Source organism: Sneathiella sp. HT1-7, from assembly GCF_020731145.1.
Lineage (GTDB): Bacteria > Pseudomonadota > Alphaproteobacteria > Sneathiellales > Sneathiellaceae > Sneathiella.
In genome coordinates this window covers 765,901-785,653 of record NZ_JAJFZN010000003.1, presented here as the reverse complement: position 1 = coordinate 785,653, position 19,753 = coordinate 765,901, and the positions used below count along the sequence as shown (strand labels likewise).

Annotated in this window: 17 protein-coding genes; 7 read left to right on the top strand and 10 right to left on the bottom strand. The window is 52.9% G+C overall.

All coding sequences use genetic code 11. The annotated features are described in order from the left end of the window. Positions 1-90: 90 nt before the first annotated feature. Both LKE13_RS13440 and tdh read right to left on the bottom strand, forming a co-directional pair. Complete coding sequence (locus LKE13_RS13440; RefSeq protein ID WP_227951890.1) at positions 91-1,284, bottom strand: glycine C-acetyltransferase; 1,194 nt, start codon at positions 1,282-1,284, stop codon at positions 91-93. Next, on the bottom strand, positions 1,281-2,339 hold the full coding sequence (tdh, locus tag LKE13_RS13435; RefSeq protein ID WP_227951889.1) for an L-threonine 3-dehydrogenase: 1,059 nt from the start codon (positions 2,337-2,339) through the stop codon (positions 1,281-1,283). The genes LKE13_RS13440 and tdh overlap by 4 nt, the downstream gene beginning before the upstream one ends. Before the next feature lie 88 nt (positions 2,340-2,427). Here tdh and LKE13_RS13430 point away from each other — a divergent pair, with 88 nt between their 5' ends. Beyond that, complete coding sequence (locus LKE13_RS13430) at positions 2,428-3,003, top strand: helix-turn-helix domain-containing protein (RefSeq protein WP_227951888.1); 576 nt, start codon at positions 2,428-2,430, stop codon at positions 3,001-3,003. On the opposite strand, the gene LKE13_RS13425 is transcribed toward LKE13_RS13430, so the two are convergent. The 3 genes from LKE13_RS13425 to LKE13_RS13415 all read right to left on the bottom strand — a co-directional run bounded on the left by LKE13_RS13425 (position 3,004) and on the right by LKE13_RS13415 (position 6,829). Then, positions 3,004-4,278, bottom strand: a complete 1,275-nt coding sequence (locus LKE13_RS13425) for a glycerate kinase (RefSeq protein ID WP_227951887.1) — start codon at positions 4,276-4,278, stop codon at positions 3,004-3,006. It abuts the gene before it with no gap. Positions 4,279-4,343: 65 nt separating this feature from the next. Next, on the bottom strand, positions 4,344-4,784 hold the full coding sequence (locus tag LKE13_RS13420; RefSeq protein WP_227951886.1) for a GFA family protein: 441 nt from the start codon (positions 4,782-4,784) through the stop codon (positions 4,344-4,346). A 17-nt stretch (positions 4,785-4,801) separates the two neighbouring features. Further along, positions 4,802-6,829: a molybdopterin-dependent oxidoreductase gene (locus LKE13_RS13415; protein ID WP_227951885.1), complete on the bottom strand. Its 2,028-nt coding sequence runs from the start codon at positions 6,827-6,829 to the stop codon at positions 4,802-4,804. Positions 6,830-7,023: 194 nt separating this feature from the next. On the opposite strand from LKE13_RS13415, the gene LKE13_RS13410 reads away from it, so the two are divergent. Genes LKE13_RS13410 through LKE13_RS13400 form a run of 3 tightly spaced genes read left to right on the top strand, consistent with a single transcriptional unit; the run spans position 7,024 to position 9,948 of the window. Further along, the gene (locus tag LKE13_RS13410) at positions 7,024-7,848 is read left to right on the top strand and encodes an NAD(P)-dependent oxidoreductase (RefSeq protein WP_227951884.1); all 825 of its coding nucleotides are present in this window, start codon (positions 7,024-7,026) and stop codon (positions 7,846-7,848) included. Continuing rightward, positions 7,817-9,469 (top strand): GMC family oxidoreductase, encoded by a 1,653-nt coding sequence (locus LKE13_RS13405; protein ID WP_227951883.1) that lies wholly within the window; start codon positions 7,817-7,819, stop codon positions 9,467-9,469. The genes LKE13_RS13410 and LKE13_RS13405 overlap by 32 nt, the downstream gene beginning before the upstream one ends. 38 nt (positions 9,470-9,507) lie before the next feature. Further along, positions 9,508-9,948 carry a potassium channel family protein gene (locus LKE13_RS13400; RefSeq protein ID WP_227951882.1) on the top strand — a complete coding sequence of 147 codons (441 nt, stop codon included), beginning with the start codon at positions 9,508-9,510 and terminating at the stop codon, positions 9,946-9,948. Positions 9,949-9,984: 36 nt separating this feature from the next. On the opposite strand, the gene LKE13_RS13395 is transcribed toward LKE13_RS13400, so the two are convergent. Continuing rightward, positions 9,985-10,800 (bottom strand): mechanosensitive ion channel family protein, encoded by an 816-nt coding sequence (locus LKE13_RS13395; protein ID WP_227951881.1) that lies wholly within the window; start codon positions 10,798-10,800, stop codon positions 9,985-9,987. A 408-nt stretch (positions 10,801-11,208) separates the two neighbouring features. Here LKE13_RS13395 and LKE13_RS13390 point away from each other — a divergent pair, with 408 nt between their 5' ends. Further along, the gene (locus LKE13_RS13390; RefSeq protein WP_227951880.1) at positions 11,209-12,588 is read left to right on the top strand and encodes a DEAD/DEAH box helicase; all 1,380 of its coding nucleotides are present in this window, start codon (positions 11,209-11,211) and stop codon (positions 12,586-12,588) included. Between the two features lie 49 nt (positions 12,589-12,637). On the opposite strand, the gene LKE13_RS13385 is transcribed toward LKE13_RS13390, so the two are convergent. The 4 genes from LKE13_RS13385 to LKE13_RS13370 form a co-directional block, all read right to left on the bottom strand. Beyond that, entirely contained in the window at positions 12,638-13,588 is a 951-nt protein-coding gene (locus LKE13_RS13385; protein WP_227951879.1) for a dimethyl sulfoxide reductase anchor subunit family protein, read from the bottom strand. Positions 13,589-13,599: 11 nt separating this feature from the next. Further along, a complete protein-coding gene (locus LKE13_RS13380) occupies positions 13,600-14,343 on the bottom strand; it encodes a 4Fe-4S dicluster domain-containing protein (RefSeq protein ID WP_321576143.1) in 744 nt (247 codons plus the stop codon). Continuing rightward, the gene (locus tag LKE13_RS13375) at positions 14,340-17,336 is read right to left on the bottom strand and encodes a molybdopterin oxidoreductase family protein (protein ID WP_227951878.1); all 2,997 of its coding nucleotides are present in this window, start codon (positions 17,334-17,336) and stop codon (positions 14,340-14,342) included. The genes LKE13_RS13380 and LKE13_RS13375 overlap by 4 nt, the downstream gene beginning before the upstream one ends. A 123-nt stretch (positions 17,337-17,459) precedes the next feature. Next, positions 17,460-18,179 carry an RNA polymerase sigma factor gene (locus LKE13_RS13370; RefSeq protein WP_227951877.1) on the bottom strand — a complete coding sequence of 240 codons (720 nt, stop codon included), beginning with the start codon at positions 18,177-18,179 and terminating at the stop codon, positions 17,460-17,462. A gap of 287 nt (positions 18,180-18,466) precedes the next feature. On the opposite strand from LKE13_RS13370, the gene LKE13_RS13365 reads away from it, so the two are divergent. Both LKE13_RS13365 and LKE13_RS13360 read left to right on the top strand, forming a co-directional pair. Then, positions 18,467-18,922 carry a RebB family R body protein gene (locus tag LKE13_RS13365; RefSeq protein WP_227951876.1) on the top strand — a complete coding sequence of 152 codons (456 nt, stop codon included), beginning with the start codon at positions 18,467-18,469 and terminating at the stop codon, positions 18,920-18,922. A 62-nt stretch (positions 18,923-18,984) separates the two neighbouring features. Then, the gene (locus LKE13_RS13360) at positions 18,985-19,440 is read left to right on the top strand and encodes a RebB family R body protein (RefSeq protein ID WP_227951875.1); all 456 of its coding nucleotides are present in this window, start codon (positions 18,985-18,987) and stop codon (positions 19,438-19,440) included. The last annotated feature ends 313 nt before the right edge of the window (positions 19,441-19,753 follow it).

Sequence of the window (19,753 nt, the reverse complement as noted above, 5' to 3'; positions counted from 1 at the left end):
CACAAAAATAAGGGAGCCAAGTATAGATGGCTCCCGCTACCCTCCCTGTTTAAAGGACGACACTGACTAAAACAACCACGCCACTCTTTTTTATGCGGCGGATGATTTGAGTAGAAGGTTTGAGAGCGCTGAGGCGGCCTCTTCCAACTCCGCCGCTGAATGGGACGCAGAAATCTGGAACCGAAGCCGGGCTTGCCCTTCTGGCACAACGGGGAAACCGAAACCGGTAACGAAGATACCCTTATTCAGCATCTCTTCCGCAAGTTGGATCGCGGTCGCCGTTTCACCGACGATTACCGGCACCACGGCACTGTCGCCCTCAAGCGGATTCAACCCAAGCGCCTTTAACCGCGCGCGGAAGCCTGCGGCCTTGCGTTGCAGGGCTTGCACCCGTTTTGGGTCCGCTTCGAGCAGTTCGATCGATTTGCTGCCCGCCGCGGCGACACTCGCGGGCAAGGCATTTGAAAAGAGATGCGGGCGCGATTTCTGGATCAATGTCTCGGTAATGGCAATTGGCCCCGCAACAAAGCCACCTGTACCGGCACCAAGCGCCTTGCCAAGCGTACCGGTGAAAATATCAATCTGGTCCATAACGCCAAAATGTTCCGCCGTGCCATGGCCCGTCTCGCCCATAACACCAAGTCCGTGACTATCATCAAGCACGACAAGCGCGTCATATTTCTCCGCAAGGGCGACAATTTTGTCAAGCGGCGCGATGTCCCCTTCCATGGAGAAAACCCCATCGGTCACAATAAGTCGCGACGGCGCATCAATATGTTTTTGGAGTTTCGCTTCCAGATCCGCCATATCGCTATGTTTATAGACACCTCGCACCACATCCTTCGTGGTCGCGCGAATACCATCGATCAGGCTTGCATGGTTCAACTCGTCTGACAGGATCACATCGCCAGCCCCACAGATTGCGGCAAACAAACCTGTGTTGGCAGCCCAACAGGACGAATAGGTGAGCGCCTCTTCAGTTCCGTGAAACCGCGCGAGATCAGTTTCAAGAGTTTGATGCACATCCTGCGTCCCGCAAATAAAGCGGACAGACGCCGTGCTCGCCCCGTATCTCAACAGGGCATCACGCGCAGCCTCAACGACAACCGGATGATTTGCGAAGCCAAGGTAATCATTTGAAGATAGAAGCGTGACCTCACCGATATCTTTCAGCCGGATGCGGTCACCGATCGGTCCTTCGATGGTTTTCAGCTTCTTGTAGGTTCCATTTCGGTCGGCAGCGGCAAGATCCGCCGTGAGTCGATTAATCAGGTTATTCGTCATATAGGTAATCTTTGCTCTATCTTTTGGAAGTCAAGGACGATCTTGCCGCAAGCTCCCTCATCCATCAGTTCAAAACCACGCTTGAAATCCGTTGCCGGGAGAACATGGGTAATTACTTTCTCCATCAGGTCCGGATTTTTGAGCATGAAGGCCTCCACCTGATACCAGGTTTCATACATGCGCCGCCCGGTAACACCGATCAGGCTGACACCTTTCATAACAACTTTCGCGCCCAGATCGAGTTCGACCAGCCCCGCCGGAATACCGAGAAGCGCAACAATGGCACCGGGCGCAGCAATGTCGAGTGCGGCGTTCAACGCCAAACCACTTCCGCTCACCTCCAGCACCACTTCCGGACCATGTCCCTCCGTAACATCAAGGATTTGAGCGGCGCAATCGAGATCACGCGGATTAACGACGAGATCAAGATCAAGGCTTTTTGCAATCGCTGCACGCGCCTGGTTCGGCTCCTGCAACATCACCGTTCGCGCGCCATGGGCTTTGGCAATGGCTGCTGCGAACAGGCCGATCGGACCGCCGCCGACAATAAGAACATTCCTTGCCGTAACTTTCGCGGTAGCGACCATATGCATAGCGTTTCCGACAGGGTCAAAGACGGCGGCGTGGTTATCCGGGATCGCGTCCGGCACACGCCAGAGATTGCTCGCCGGAATCTCAACCTGCTCGGCGAAGGCTCCGGGGCGGTCAACGCCGATAATGCTCGTCTTCTCACAGATATGGGCATTTCCCGTACGGCAAAAATGGCATTCCCCGCAAGAGATGTGGCATTCAGCGGATACGCGGTCACCGATTGCATATCCCGTGACGCCCTCGCCAACCGCAGAGATACGGCCGACAAATTCGTGGCCAATTGTCATCGGAGTCTTGATCCGCCCAGCCGACCAGGCATCCCAGCTATAGATATGATAGTCGGTGCCACAAATTCCGGCCGCGATCACATCTACCATGACCATACCGCGCGCCGGTTCGTTCAAGGGATCTTTAAACGCGGACCAGATACCGCGGGCGGCTTCGGTTTTGGCTATTGTGAACATGGAACACCTATTTTCTAGCAATTGGAAAAAAATCCGTTATACTGTATTTTGTAAACTATATTGGATTTAATTCCTGTCAACTGGAAATATGTCAGAAACACTAAATAATCCTCCTGCCGTTGGTGCGACCGTAAATCGCCTGCGCAAAGAGAAGCAACTCACCCTCGATCAGCTTGCGGCGGTCTGCGGTGTGTCGAAGTCCATGGTCTCCCAGATCGAGCGGAACGAAACCAACCCGACCCTTGCCACCGTCTGGCGGTTAGCCGAAGCGTTGGGCGTCACCATCGATGATATTGTACGCGGCGATGACCCGACCCATAGCCTGACGGTTATACGCGGCGCGTCAATCCCCGTCCTTAACGACGCGAAGGGGCATTACAGTCTGAAAGTACTTGGCCCCGCCAGCCTTGTGAATGATATGGAATGGTATGACGTCGTTATCAAGCCCGGCGGCAAGATGACGTCAAGCGCCCATACCGCGCGAACAACGGAGCATTTGACGGTGTTTAGCGGGGAACTCACCGTGACAGCAGGAAATGAAGTCGAAAAGGTTAGCCCGGGTGAGACAGCTCGATACGCCGCCGATCAACCTCACGAAATCGCAAATAGCGGCACAGAAGAAGCCCGCGCCCTTCTTGTTGTGTTGATGGGAAAGCAGATATAATCAGAGGATAAGGATCGCCCGGAAATCGTTGACGTTTGTTCTGGTCGGTCCGGTCTTGATAAGATCGCCAAGGGCATCAAACAGGCAATAGCTGTCATGTCGGGCGAGATATTCCTTCGCGTTTAGCCCAGCTTCACTTGCGCGCTTCAAGGTATCGGGTGTGATGATTGCGCCGGCGTTATCTTCCGTACCGTCAATCCCGTCCGTATCACAGGCAAGCGCATAGACGCCGCCAAGGCCGTTCAGATGAAGTGCGAGGGCGAGCAGGAACTCACAGTTGCGACCGCCGCGCCCTGTATCGCCGTCGTTTGCCTTTACCGTTACCGTCGTCTCCCCGCCTGAAATCAGTACACAGGGCTTTGCCGCAGGCTGGTCATACAACTTGACTTGACGGGCGATGGCAGCCATGACAGAGGCAACATCCCGCGCCTCCCCCTCGATACTGTCGCCGAGAATAATCGGCGTGATCCCGTTTGACCCGGCAAGGTCAGCGGCAGCCCGCAGGGACGCCTGCGGTGTGGCAATCATGATCGACTGCGCGTTTGCGAAGGCCGGATGATCCGGTTCCGGCGTTTTGGAGGCCGGGCTGTTGAGATAGGCGTCGATGGAGGGCGGAATATCGATGTTGTATTTTTCAAGAACCGCCCGCGCATCCGCGGAGGTTGTCGCATCCGGCACCGTCGGGCCGGAGGCGATCACTGCCGGATCATCGCCCGGCACATCGGAAATCATCAGGGTGACGACCTTGGCCGGATAGGCCGCAACAGCGAGCCGCCCGCCCTTGATGGCGGAGAGATGCTTGCGCAGGGTATTCATCTCGGTAATATTCGCACCGGAGGCCAGCAGCGCCTTGGTGACGGCTTTCTTTTCCTCCAGCGTGATCCCGTCGCCTGGTTTCGCGAGCAAAGATGAGCCGCCGCCCGAAATCAGGCAGAGCACCAGATCATCTTCAGTGAGTCCCTCCAGCGAACGGAGAATATCATTCGCGGCCTCAGCCCCCTCTTTATCAGGGACCGGATGCCCCGCCTCTACCACTTTGATTTTCTTTAAGGGCAAGCCATGCTCATATCGGGTGATGACGAGACCTTCAAGCGGGCCCTTCCAGTTCTCCTCCACCGCCTGCGCCATGGAGGCCGCGGCCTTGCCCGCGCCGATAACGACCGTGCGGCCCTTCGGCAACGGAGGTAAATGCTGGAAAAGGGTCTCGCGCGGATCTGCGGCAGCAGTCGCCGCTGCGAAAAGGTCCGTTAAAAATAGTCGCGCATCCTGAACCATCTTTTCCCCATCCGTTGAATAGTCTGATTTCTAACGGAAATCAGGGGCAGATGGCCAGCGGTATTTCAGCCGGGCTCCAGAATATCGTCAGGGTGACGCTGTCCCGGACGTTCTGGCAATCCATCGGTAATTTCGTAATAATCACCGGCGAATTCGGTAAAGATATGCATCGCTGTCCTGAGGCCCGTCGGTTCATCGAGGGAGCCCGGCGCAACGCCCATATTGCCACCGGACTTGTATGTCCAGAAAATGCTGGAGCCGCATTTATTGCAAAATCCGCGTTTGGCTTCTTCCGATGACTCATACCAAGTCAATGTGTCGTCATTGATGAAGACAAGATTTTCCGGGAGCGTCACCGTAAAGCCGTTGAAATAACCCGCTGTCTGCCGACATTGCTTGCAATGACAGACGACAACGGGGCGAAGCGGCTGATAAATTTCGAAACGGATGCCGCCACAGAGGCAACCACCCGTCGCGTGACGTTTCTTTTCATCATTATCACTCATGCCGCCGCCTCCCATCTTCAAACGGCGACAACCTCTACCCGGCAATCATTGAAGCAAGCTCCCTCGGAGAGGTCCGCCTTGAATGTCGGAGCAAGAGCCGAAACCGTCTGGTCATTTGTCGTTGTTTTGAACCAAGACCCTTTCGGAGAATAGAGCACGCCGGGACGGACATTGTCACTTATTTTAAGCGGCAGAAAGACTTCGCCAAGGTCATTATATACCTTAACCTGAATACCATCGCTGAACCCGCGCTGTTTGGCATCTATCGGATGCATTTCCAGCTCCGGCACATCATCGTTCGCCTTCACGCCGCCAAAGGTGGAAGTAACCATCTTGTTCGACGATGGCGTGACAAGAGACAGCGGGAAATTAGCCTCAACCGGATGGTAGGTCGGTATTTCTTCGCCAAACGCCTCCTTCAAATACCCCGATTTAAGCTCAACCTTGCCACTGGGTGTGCCCGGCATGGCATTCTGAAACAGGATAGTGTCTTCCCCATTCCTTTCCATGGAGAGTGCGGTACCAACTGGAATTTCACTGGGTTTGTAACCTTTCAGCCGCGGATCATTATTGTCGATGGCATCATCAATCAGTTCTTTGTCCGTCGCCTTGAAAATATCCTCATTAAAACCGAACCGCGCGGCGAGACGACGAAAAATTTCCGTATTGGGAAGCGATTCCCCAACCGGGTCAATCACCGGCTCCGCCCGCTGCAGATAGGGCTGACCATAGGCGCCAAAAATATCGTCATGCTCGAAATGAGTAGCGGCGGGCAGAATGATATCGCAATATTTCATGCTGTCGGTCATGGCGACATCGCACCCAACGGTGAAGATATCCTCCCGCGAGAGACCCTTCTTCGTCACATTCTGGTCCGGCGAGACAACCACCGGATTGTGGTTATAGATAAAGATACCCTTCAACGGGATATCCAGATCATCCTCCACCAGATGCCGCCCAATATCGATGATATTAAGCGTGCGGGTTCCTTCCGGGATCAGGTCCGGCCGTTGCAGCTTGGCCAAGGTTTTCGGAAACAGATTTCCGGAGCCGCCAACAAGGCCACCACCCGCAACACCGAATTTGCCCGCAAGTGCAGGCAGCGCGAAAATTGCCCGAATGCCATTACCCCCGTTGCGGTTTCGCTCAATCCCGTTGCCAACTGAAATCGATGCCGGAGCCGTTTCCTTATAGAGCTGCGCAAAGGCCTTTATGTCTTCAACCGAAACACCACAAAGTTCCGCCGATTGTTCGATTGTGTATTTACGCGCTTCCGCCATGAACTCTTCGGCCCCTTCGACATGCTCGTCGATAAAGGTTTGATCAAAGCCACCGATGCGTTCCAATTCCACCGCGATGGCCCATGCGAGGATCAGGTCCATGCCCGGCCTCACGGGCAGGTACATATCCGCCTGTTCCGCGATCTTGATCCGTTTTGGATCGATCACGACAAGTTTGGCTCCCTCCGCCTTTGCCTTTTTGATGATCGGCGCGAGGTGCAGATTGCAATAGGTGACGTTATTACCCCAGACGACAATCAACTTCGATTTCGCGCATTGCTCAGGCTGCATTGCCGTCGCCGCGCCGAAGGTTCCTTTGAATGCCTCGGATTTCACGCCGCCGCACATGGCGCGCCGGAAAAGGATTGATGCCCCCAAGCGATGGAAAAAACGCAAATCCATCGATCCCATCGCCAGCAGGCCATGCGGCCCGGCGTAGTTATAGGGAATGATCGCCTGCGGTCCGTGTTCTTCAATTATTTTGGAGAAATTTTCATAAATCGTATCGAGGGCTTCTTCCCAGGAAATTCTCTCGAACGCCTCCCCGCCTTTTGGACCGACACGCTTCATCGGGTAGGTCAGTCGGTTCTTGCCATGCACAAATTCCGGGTAATAGCGCGCAACTTTGTTGCAGACGACACCATTTGTGAGCGGATTAGCGGTTGAGCCCCGCACCTTCGCGACCTTACCCTCTTCCACTGTCACGGAAAGACTGCAGGTATCGGGACAATCAAGCGGGCAAACACTGGCAAGTTCAAGAGACATGGCTTTATCCTCATCGCAATAATCGCAAAATTTCAGTTATTCTAACATGACGCAAAATTGGTCTTTTAAAAAGATCCAATTCATCCGAACAAAGGGAGCCAATATACAGCTGCCCTCGCGCGCATATATATAAGAAAGGATGACGCTCCTCACTGAACCGGCTATAGTTTTTAAAACCATTGAGGGGAATTGCGATGACGATTAAACCGACAATCGGCGTAGCGGGCTGCGGGGAAATGGGTCTGCCAATGGCGAAGAACCTGCTGCAATCTGGTTTTAACGTTTATGGCTATGACGTACGTCCAGCAGAGGAGTTTGGCAATTTTGCCGACCGTATGCTGGAAACCGCCCGGGCTCTCGCCGCAAAATGCCCGGTTGTTATCTCTGTCGTCCGTGATTGGCCACAAACGGAAGAACTTTGTTTTGGATCTGATGGCCTTTTCGCCGGTGATTCCTACCCTGAAACCCTGGTCATCAGTTCCACTCTTTCGCCGAAAATGATCACGAACTTGCGCAAAGCCGTCCCCGCCGGAACCCAACTTATCGATGCGCCAATGTCCGGCGCGCCGTTCCGTGCAGAGGAAGGCACCCTCACCTTTATGCTCGGCGGGGAGCCGGATGTGATCTCAACAGCAATGCCCGCCTTTAATGCCATGGGGAACGAAATCAACTATCTTGGGCCACTGGGCCAGGGCATGATGTGCAAGGTACTGAACAATATGCTGGCGGCAAGTTCCGTCGTTGCCGTGCGGGAGATACTCAATGCCGCCGACGCCCTCGGTTTCCCGCGGGACCGCTTGCTGGAGGTGGCGAGCAGTAGTTCCGGCGGAACCTGGTTCGGCGATAACCTGGATAAAATTTCCTGGGCGAAGGAAGGATATTCGATGATCAACACCATCGGCATTCTCGAAAAAGACGTCAACGCTCTGATCGATACCACGGCCGACTTCCCGGAACTCAGGATCAATGAATTCGCGAGAAGCGTAATTGCGGAGCTGCGCAACCTCCCCGAAGAGTGAGGCACAGCAAGCAACATATAAAACGGGAGGGAAAAAAATATTTGATTATATCGTCGTCGGTGGAGGCTCCGGCGGGGCCGTGGTGGCAAGCCGCCTCACTGAAGATCCGAAAATACAGGTCTGCCTGCTGGAGGCCGGCGGACCTGATAAAAGCATTCTGATTCATGCCCCGATCGGTATTGCCGCAATGCTGCCCCGCAAGTTTAATAATTGGGCATATCAAACCGTGCCACAACCGGGCCTTAAGGGACGCAAGGGATATCAACCGCGCGGGAAAACCCTTGGCGGCTCCAGCTCCATCAATGCCATGCTCTATGTGCGCGGACATCCCAACGATTATGATGACTGGGCGGCTATGGGTAATTCAGGCTGGGCGTTTAACGACGTGCTTCCCTATTTCAAAAAGGCGGAGAATAACGAGCGTGGCCCGGATGATTTTCATGGGACGGGTGGCCCGCTGAATGTCGCGGAGTTAAGGTCCAATATGCCGATCGGTGATGTCTTCATGGATGCTGCAATGCAGGTCCAGATGCCGACAACACAGGATTTTAACGGTGAGACACAAGAAGGTCTCGGCGCCTATCAGGTCACCCAGAAAAATGGCGAGCGATGGAGCGCGGCAAAAGGCTATCTAACACCTAACCTTAATCGCCCCAACTTACATATTATTACCCATGCCCGTGCGAGCAAGATTTTGATGGAAGGAAAAAAAGCCGTCGGGATTGCCTATATCAAGGATGGCAAGGCGGTTGAAATCAGGGCGGAAAAGGAGATTATCCTCGCGGGCGGCGCCTTCGCCACGCCTCAGCTCCTGCTCCTTTCCGGAATTGGTCCGGCGGAGGAAATTAAAAAGCACAGGATCGAGGTTGTGCATGAATTGCCGGGCGTTGGACGAAATCTTCAAGATCATATTGACTATGTCGTGTCCCATAAATCCTCCTCCCGTGAAACGCTGGGGATATCATTTAGCACCGTAGTGAACCTGACCCGTGGGATTTTTGAATGGCGAAAAAAACGGACGGGCATTATTTCCTCCCCCTTGGCGGAGCGTGGCGGCTTCCTTAAAACCGACCCCAACTTAGCCCGTCCGGATATTCAGCTTCACTTCGTGATCGGTATTGTCGATGATCACGCACGAAAAATGCATCTCGGCTATGGCTATAGCTGCCATGTCTGCGTGCTCCGGCCCAAAAGCCGGGGGCATGTCGGGCTCAACAACGATGATCCGCTCGAAGCGCCTTTGATCGATCCTAACTTCCTATCTGAACGGGAGGATGTGGAAACATTGATCAAGGGCGTGAAGATGACGCAAAAGATTTTAGACGCGCCCGCGTTCGATCCCTATCGAGGCCGACCGCTCTATCCCGTCGATATGGCCTCTGATGATGCCATTGAGGATGCCGTTCGGAGCCGTGCTGATACAGTCTATCATCCTGTGGGAACTTGCAAGATGGGCACCGATCCCATGGCCGTTGTTGATCCGGAATTGAAGGTTCATGGCGTTGACGGCTTGCGCATTGCCGATGCGTCTATTATGCCAACTGTCATAGGTGGCAATACCAACGCGCCGACAATCATGATCGGTGAGAAAGCCGCTGATATGATCCGGGCAGCGAGATAGGCTGCCTCCATGCTGATATCGTCACAGGAGAAAGCCTTATGTTCATCCAACTCGTTGTCGGGACAACCTTGATTATCTTATGCGTGGTCAATCATGCAATCTGTCTCGAACTACTACTCCGTCGACTGAAAAACATTGGCCCAAAATGGGATCGACGTCTGCCGGTCTATGGCCATATCGTGATTATGATTGTCGTGGTGCTCGGCCTGTTCGCGGCACACACCATCGAAGCCTGGCTCTGGGGTTTTTTCTATTATTTCAGCGGGGAACTCAGTGGCTTGAGCGAGGCGATTTACTTTTCCACCGTGACCTATACGACTCTTGGCTACGGCGATGTTGTACTCAGTCATAAATGGAACCTTACCTCCTCACTTCAGGCGGTGAGCGGCATTATCCTCTTCGGCTGGAGTACGGCCTTCCTAGTCAATGCCCGCCACTTCTTCTGGAAGAAATACGGCATGGACCATTATCAAGGATAAAAACCGCCCCGGCATGGCGGGACGGTTTTTACAGGATCAGTCTTCCTTGATCAAATGCACATCGCGTTGCGGATACGGAATAGAAATACCTTCCTTATCGAACGCCTGCTTGAACGCTTTGGTGAGCGCAAATTTAAGCGGAAAGTAATTGGCGTTATCGCACCAGACTCGCACGGTGAAGTTCACTGAGCTATCCGCGAGTTCCACAATCTCGATCAACGGTGCCGGATCCTTGAGGGACCGTTCATCCGCCTCGATCAGCTTGAGCATGACACTCTGTGCTTTATCGATATCATCCTCATAGGCAATGCCCATAACCAGATCCATCCGCCGTGTGGGGTGGAAGCTGAAGTTGCGGATTGCGCTTCCCCAGACCGAGCCGTTAGGAATGATCACCTGGATATTATCCGGCGTCGCCAATTCCGTCGTGAACAAGCTGACAGCCTTAACCGTGCCGCCATGGCCCGCAACCTCGACATATTGTCCCACCTTCATCGGGCGGAAGATAAGCAGCATGACGCCACCTGCGACATTACTGAGCGTGCCCTGCAACGCGAGGCCAATGGCGAGGCCCGCCGCACCCAGAACCGCGATCAGGCTGGCCGTCTGAACGCCAAACTGCGCGAGAACCAGAAGCAGGGTGATCGCCAGTATGGCAAAGCGTGTCAGGCTGCCAAGGAAGCCACTCACCGTCGGATCAATACCGCGCTTGTTCATGATCTTTGTTAAAATGACCGGCACTCGCCGCGAGACGATATAGCCGATCAGCAAGATGACCAACGCGCCAATCACGTCGAGGCCGTATTGCGTGATAATAAGGACGACTTCGTCCATTATCTCTTGTAAATCCATAACTACCCCTTTTTGCTGCACGGCAGCTTACTTTAGCATTCGTGCTTAATAGTACGGGACTGTAAACGCCAAAGAAAGGCGGAAATCAAGGGTTTTCTCTAATTCAGGACAATTAACCATAAGGCCCATAATTTCTTGACATTTAATGCAAGTCTGCGCATATGTGCAGTGCACAATGCTTTTTTGCATTTGGCATCGTGGTGCTAATGGCCCAAAGCCGTTAAATCCAATCATCAGGTATATGAACAGTATTTCCACAGCGTTTGATCGCTGCTGACAGTCAGATCTTCCTCAAGATGATCGACGCCAAGGTCAAAGGAGAAACGGTTCTCACCTTTTTTGGCCTTGTTATGTTGCCCTGCACCGAGTGGCAACGATGGATAGTTATTTTTTGAGGATTTAAGTTATATGACCGAGTTTACCGAGCTCAACCTTGTTGGGCCGCTATTGCGTGCAATTGACAAACAGGGGTTTACCGAACCAACGCAAATTCAGAAGCGCACCATTCCGGCGCTAATGGACGGGCTCGACCTGATGGGCATTGCCGAAACAGGAGGAGGCAAGACGGCCGCCTTTGTGCTCCCGCTCCTGCAGCGGTTGCAGCATGACCGCCGCAAGCCAAAACCGAACCGTCCGACAGCCGTCATTCTTGCGCCCACACGGGAACTTGCCAACCAGATCGGACTCTGCATCCGTGTCTTTACGCGCGGCATGAAGCTGTTCCACACAGTCGTCTATGGCGGCGCGCCTTACGGTCCGCAGTTGCAACAGCTTTCCCGCGGTGTCGATATCATGGTGGCAACACCTGGCCGGATGATGGACCATATGAAGCGCGGCACTGTCCAGCTTGATAATGTCGAAACGCTTATTCTGGACGAAGCCGACCGCATGCTGGACATGGGCTTTATCGAGGATGTGACCTTTATCGCCGACAAACTGCCGGAAGAGCATCAGACCGTGATGTTTTCCGCCACCATGAGCGCGGCCATCAAGCGGCTTTCTGAAAAACTCCTGACAAATCCGGAGTATGTTGAAATTCAGCGCAAGACGGCCGTTGCCGAAACCATCGATCATTCGGTCCTGATGGTGCGCGGCCATGACAAGAAAGAGCTGCTGATGCATCTCCTTGGTGTTGGCGATAAAGATCGGGTTCTTGTCTTTGTTCGCACCAAGGCGACCTGCGATACCCTCGCCCGGGAAATCGAAGAACAGGTTGAAGGCATCAAGGCATCTGCCATTCATGGTGATATGCAGCAGCGCGCACGCGAACGCACGCTTCGTTCCTTCAAGAACGGTCGTTTTTCAGTTCTGGTGGCAACAGACGTTGCCGCGCGTGGGATTGACGTCAATGGCATTACCCATGTCATCAACTATGACCTGCCGATGGAAGCGGAGAACTATGTTCACCGTGTCGGACGGACGGGTCGCGCCGGCGCGAGCGGCATCGCGATTTCAATCTGTGAGCCGCGTGAACGCAACCTGCTGAGAAACATAGAACAAACCATCAAGCAAAAGGTACGTATCGATGAAGATCATCCCTTCCCCGCACCAACGGCCAAACCCGATCAGAAAAAGCATCGTTCGCGGCGAAATGGACCTCCTTCGGGTGCCAAGCGTGACGCATTACCATCGGGCGATGTTAAGCCATTTCGCAAACGTCCGAAGAAGACCGTCAGCAAGAATAAAGGCAAACCGGGATTTAAGTCTGGCAAACCCGCACACCCGACTGCAGATGCGCCGCATAAACGTTCAAATGCTCGCCAGCAGAAATTTAAGCGCGCTGGCTGATAATCCGTGGCAGTAAAATTGAAAAAGGCCGGTTTTTACCGGCCTTTTTTTATGCGTGGGATGCGCCGTAATAGAGGCCAACGGTATGCCGTGCCTCCGCGAAGAAGAGCCAGCGTTCTGTTACCAAGCCAATCGCCGCAGAAAGAATAGCAAGGGTCAGTAAAACTCCCGTTCCAACAGTCCCGAAGAAAAGACTGATTAATATCAATAAAATGGGAGCAACAAAGCCTGCCAATAAAGTGATCAGACGGAGTTTCGCGGAATGCTTCCGGGCGATTTTAAAGCCCATCTCCTTCATGAGATAGTTTGCCTCCGTATGCGGCGCCTCGAACAGTTTCACGGCACCAAACTCACCCAGCCCCGTTGCACTCTCGGGCGTCGATATACTCTTGCTGCTATCGAGGAAACGCCAATAGGTAATCTTCCACGCAAAAGCGATCCCGAGGACCAGCAAGGTGGCAAGCTGCAGAGACGTTTCTGTAGTCCCCCAGAGTGCCAGCAGGACATTCAACAGCAGCAGCCCGCTCATCAGGGCGAGCAGTAAATAGCCCGCCGGGACATAGTTGTTCGACCAGGCGTGAATAGGTTTCAAGCTGGCATATATCATCGCTGTGCAATAAACCGTCACGATACAGAAAATCACACCGAGAATGCCGACCAGCCCCATAATTCCCTGCATCATGTCCGGGAAAAAGAGTTGATGAAGCGCATATAGCCCCGTCGGAATAAAGGTCAGGATTGCCATCACCCCTTCTCGACTGAGCCAGGAAGAACGCCACTGTGTCAATGCGCGCCATGCCCGCTCCGGATGGCCGAGGTGAAAGGTCGAAGAAAGAAGTCCGCCCGTGATCAACACATAGCTAACCGCATAGCCGATAAAAGCCAGCCAGAAATGAGCGGGAACAACGCCGAGGACATTCCCCGCTATCAGGAGCGCGAGCAGCCCATACCCTGCGCCGGATGCTGTTGTGAAGAAAATTACCGATTTTGCCGGATGCATTTTGGCCTCTATTACGCGGAAAGAAACTTGTCGACCCAACGGGCGATGACACCCGCCGAACTATCGGCAACCGGGGCAAGCTCTGGTGGCGGCCCGTCGTTCCCCAGTTTTTTCGGCCTGGGCGGCAAGTATTTATTGGTGGGCTTGCATTCCTGCTCGGGCATTAAGTCGTAACCGCTACGCTTCGCGACGAGTTTACTCACGTCCGAGTCGGGATCACCGAGATCACCGAAGGAACGCGCGCCTGCCGGACAAGTAGAGACACAGGCAGGCACGCGAGATTCTTCGGGCAAGTTCGGGTTATAAATTTTATCGACACAGAGTGTGCATTTCTTCATCACCCCCGCATCCTCGTCATACTCCCGTGCGCCATAGGGGCAGGCCCAGGAACAGAGCTTGCAGCCAATGCAATGATCCGCATTGACGAGCACGATGCCGTCTTCCTCCCGCTTATAGGACGCGCCGGTCGGACAGACGGTCACGCAGGGCGCATCCTCGCAATGCAGGCAGCTTTTTGGGAAATGGACCGTACGCCCGCCCGTTTCCTCATTCTCCACCTCAAAACTGTGGATACGGTTGAACCAAACGCCTGTTGGATCCGCACCATAAGGATCTATGTCTGTAAGGGGCGCTGAATGCCCACCGGTATTCCATTCCTTGCAATTAACCGCGCAGGCATGACAACCAACGCAAATATCGAGATCGATCACAAGGCCGAGCTTTTTCTTAGGTGGTGTTGTCGGAAGGGATGTCATTCTGTTTCCTCCGCCTTGGCGGGTGCATCGTCAATCTGGTTGCCGTGGCCGGGCTTAATACCGCTGCCCTGTCCGGCGTTTTCCGTCCGGTTTCCAATCCAATCCTTCATCGGCACCGGGTCTAGGTTACTCTCTGCCCCTTTGAGGTCCGCGCCATAACGTAAAAGCTCCGTCGGTTCGGGGAGTCCGGCACTGCCTTGCGCCTCGAACATTGGTTCTGTCTCCCCAAAATCGGCTTCGTCGCATTTCTCAATACTAACCCGCAAGTCGTACCATGCCGCCTGTCCTGTCACCGGATCGGAGTTTGAATAACGATAGCCGTCTTCGCGCGGGGGCAATAATTCGGATATAATATGGTTCAGCAAAAAGCCTTTTGTGGCCTCCGGGGCATCCTCTTTAAGGTTCCATGCCCCTTTGCGCTTCCCGATAGCGTTCCAGGTCCAAACCGTATGCGGATTAACGCCGCGCATCAGCTTCGCCTGTGCCTTCACCTTACCAAAGGGAGAGCTTACCCAGAGCCAGTCGTCATCGGTAATGCCTTTCGCTGCCGCTGTATCGGCATGTATGAACAACGGGTTACGTGCCGTTATCTGACGAAGCCAGGCGTTCTGGCTACCCCAACTATGATACATATGCATAGGCCGTTGGGTCACCGCGTGAAGGGGGAAACCCTCCCCTTTATCTTCATCAGCAAAAGGCGCATACCAAAGCGGCAAAGGATCAAAGAATGTCGATACGCGTTCACGCAAATGATCTGGCGGTTGCCGATCGCCGAAGCCCTGCGCTGCGAGACGGAATTTCTGCATGGTTTCAGAATAAACCTCCATCACCACAGGACTTGGCATGGCGAGCCAACCCATATGGACGGCTTCCTCCAGATAGGATTTATTGGCGAACTTGTAATAGGACTGCTCCGGCGTAAATTTTTTCTCCCAGAAACAACCATTCTCGATATAGGCATCAAGCTGTGCGCTGTTCGCAGCGCCGCGCCCCTGCCCCGATCCATCTTCTCCGCGCCAGCCCGCCAGGGGCCCAACATCGGGTGTGCGCTCATGATTGACGATATAATCAGAGTAACCACCGGGAAATTGCGCGGCCCCATCCTCAGCGACAAAGCCAGGAAGCCCCAACCGAACCCCAAGATCAAGCATCACATCCTGAAACGGTCGGACATCCCGATCGAGCGCAATAATGGGTTGGCGAATTGCATCCGCCGCGCCATGGGCACTGGAAATAGGCCGATCGAGCAGAGAAATGCAGTCCCACCGTTCAAGATAGGTGGTGTCCGGCAGTATCAAATCAGCAAATGCCACGGTTTCCGAATGATAGGCATCGGAATAAATGATTTTTGGAATTTTGTAGCTGCCATCCGGCTTTTTATCTGTGAGATAGCGAATGGTGTCCGGCACGTTCATCGTGCTGTTCCAGCCCATATTCGACATATACATGAACAGGACATCGATTTCCTGCGGGTCCCCGGCCCAGGCATTATGAATGACGCTATGCATCAAACCATGAGCGGATAGCGGAAATTCCCAGCTATAGGCCTTATCAATCCGTTTTGGGTTACCCGCCTCATCAACCAGCAAATCTTCCGGCCCTTTTGGAAAGCCAAGCGGCATACCGTCCAAGGGAGTGTTCGCAGCTGTTTCCTGTCCTGCCGGAAAAGGCCCCGGCGGACAGGGTTTCGGGAAAGGCGGCTTATGACGGAACCCGCCCGGAACATCGATTGTGCCAATTATCATCTGCAATAGATGAATGGCGCGGCAGGTATGAAAGCCGTTTGAATGGGCCGAAATACCGCGCATGGCATGCATCGAAACCGGCCGACCTGTCATTGATTTTTGTGGCCGTCCGGCCCAGTCCGTCCAGGGGATATCGAGAGTAATTTCCTGCTCAAACGCAACGTCTGCTATCTCTGCTGCAATCCGGCGGATGGTGGCGGCTTTTATACCAACACGTTCCGCGACAGCCTCCGGCGCATATGCGTCATCGAGATAGCGTTCCGCCATCAATTGAAACGCCGGGACTGCTTTTTTGCCAGAGGGAAGAGTATAAGATCCAACCAGTACAGGATCGGCCTTCCGGTCGCTGTGCGGCAATAGCTTCCCTTCTGATGTGGCAATCAGGGTAGTCCCCGTCGCGTTTCTTGCAAAAAGCCCGTCTTCCGCGTCACCTTCTGCCTGAATAACCAGCCAGGACGCATTGGTATAGCGTTTCAAATAGTCCCAATCGATTTTTTCCGCACGGAGCAGTTCATGAATAATCGCCATGACAAAGAGACCATCGGTGCCGGGCGTAATTCCGATCCACTCATCAGCAATGGCGGAATAACCGCTGCGAACCGGATTGATGGAGACAAACTTCGCTTCTTCACGCGTTTTGAGCCGACCAAGCCCCATCTTGATCGGGTTGGAGTCATGATCCTCCGCCACGCCGAACATCATGAAATATTTGGTGTGATCCCAGTCCGGCTCCCCAAACTCCCAAAAAGAACCACCAATAGAGTAAAGCCCCGCAGCAGCCATATTCACCGAGCAAAACCCGCCATGGGCGGCAAAATTCCGGGTACCGTACTGCTTCGCCCACCAGCCGGTGAAGCTTTGTGATTGATCACGGCCGGTAAAAAAGGCAAGTTTTGACGGATCATCCGCGCGCACGTCCTTCAACCATTCGGTTGCAAGGTCAAGTGCCTCTTCCCATTCGATTTCCTTGAACTTTCCTTCGCCCCGCTCGCCCACGCGCAGGAGCGGCTTTTGAAGTTTTGCCGGGGAATTTTGCTGCATAATCCCGGCGGACCCTTTAGCGCAGAGGACCCCCTTATTCACCGGATGATCAGGATTCCCCTCAATATAGCGGATCTGATTATCTTTGAGATGCACTTTTATCCCGCAACGGCAGGCGCACATATAGCAGGTTGTGTATTTAACTTCGTCCGAGACAATGGGCGAAGTGTCCGCGCGCTCATCGCGCAGAACGATACCTTCTGTCATTTAAAATAGCTCCCCAGCTACTTGAGAACGGCGCAAGGCCGGAAGTACTCACCTTATCGTTACCCGATTTGGCGGGGGGCTGTCGATAGCGAATATAAAATAACCTATTCTCTTTTGTCGGGTTTACTCGCCGCGAAAGCTCTTTAAATTTTCACGGAGTAGACTACGCCCCTGTTGTACCCGCTTACGCACGTTATCGTTTGAGATACCGAGTTTACGGGCAATGTCATCATACTCCTCCCCCTGAACCAACCTGAGAACGACCGGCGACTTCAATCGATCAGGTAGGGCTTCAATCGCAGCGCGCAGTCGACGGCTAAGTTCGGCATTCAACAGGTTTCCTTCCGGGGTCAGCTGAAAGGTATCAAGGGCGGACATATCGATAACATTGATTTCCTTCACCTTCTCATGAAGATTCCGTACGCGCTTATTGGCCCGATGCTTGTCGATACAGATATTATGCAGAAGACGCGCGAACCAGGCTCGCTCATTACTGATCTGCGCTGCATGGGCAGCATATTTCTCATAAGCGCGAATTGTGGCGTCACTGAACGCATCTTCTGCATCCGCCGGGCTAACGTTCATCCAGACCATACTGAGTTTTATTAAATACTCCTTATGGGAGTGCCATGCCACCCAAAACTCATCGGGAACATCTTTCTTACTTACTGCTGGAGCCGATAAATTCACCGCTGCGTCTTGATCTGAGTTATCCGACTCTGAAATTTCAGTTTTCAGGGTCGCAATGGAAAGATTGACGGGATAAGAGATCGTGGATTGGGAAATGGATAGCGGGCTGACATGGTCGGGTTTAGGTGTACGTTCTTGCCGGAGCGGATTCACAATGACCCCCTAGAAGATTTGAATATGTGGAAAACAAAAATGACTAAAGGATGACTTTTCGATTGCGCCACCCGCTTACAGTCTCTTCATTTAGGGGCAAAAATTCACTTTTAAAGTGTATTTTATTTTATAATATATTTTATACGTGTGTATGAAATCAATAAATATGTAGTATTAATTTCTATAAAATCATACATAAATATTTTTTAATTTATTCATAATTGAATTATATTAATAAATATCTATTTTTAAATTATATAATTTTATTTACTTATGGAAATATAATAATGGCAAGCTCACAAACTGACGATCAAATTAAAAATTCTATAATATCTACTAACGAAATATTGATAGGCAGCTCAACATCAAAGTCAATGGCAACTATGTATTTAAACTTAGCACATGCAGCGGGAATAGCCTCTCAAAATGCGGTGACCAATCAGCAGCATCTCAATATTCTGGGAACTGCCGCTGTCGCCGCGGGGACAAGTGGTCTTCTTCGTACCGGCATGGCGGACCAAGTCGAGAGAATGACGCCAGTAGAGCGTCTCGACTATCTGCAGAAACTCATGTCCCTCACCATCAACCCGGGCGCAGAAGCCCCAACAGCTGGTACCAGTGATAATTCCGCGCAGTCCGCCACATCGAATGATAGCAGCAGCGCAGCAGCGACGCCCGATGCAACTGCGAATTCAGACGATACGACAGTGGAAGAAACAACACCCACTAAAACAGGCGAATAATTTTTCTACAACTTTTAATATACATTCTAATTCATTTTATTTACGCATATTGGATATTTATTATGGCTTCTCCTCCCTCCTCTGGCAGCGATAGCGCTCCGTCAACCTCACCCACAAAAATCGAAGACTCCGCTCAGTTCGCAATGGGTCTGCTTTATCAGTTTGCGGCTCATTCCTCCGGTCTCGCGCTTGAGAATGCAACTGCCAACTCAAACCTGATGAACAGTGTCACAAATTCCGGAGCCGCCGCTCTCGCCGCTCTAAAAAATGCGGAAGCTGTTTCCATATCCGCGCAGAAGGCGACGATTGGCGAATCCTATAACGCGCAAACGGCCGCTATTACTCAGGCACTAAATGCACAAACCCAGGCAGCGGTGACAAGCTTGAACGCAGTAACTAGTGCAGGCGGAACCGCGCTCGCTGCGCAAACAAGCCAGGAAATTGCCGGAATTACCGCCGACGCGGTGGCAGCAACTGCCGCTGCTATGGACCAGATTGTGAAACAAATGGGCGGATGACCCGAAAGCCCCTGACGAGACGGAGGATACGCCTCCGCCTTGCAGGTTCCTTTTATTGAATTTTGCGACCAATTGCTTAGGCAGGTATATCCCGCAACGTCATGAAGCACTAATCCGCGTAATATTTAAAAAGTCGGGCTTTCCTGACCCTCTCCCCGCTCAAACAGGACTTCCCTATATCATTGTGATAACAGCGGAAAAACCTCAGAATACCGGGAAATAGGAGCCATGATTACCAAATAAAACCTGTCGCCCGCGCCACCCGGCTTTCCGATGACGCAATCAAATCTAGATAATTTGACACAATTCACAT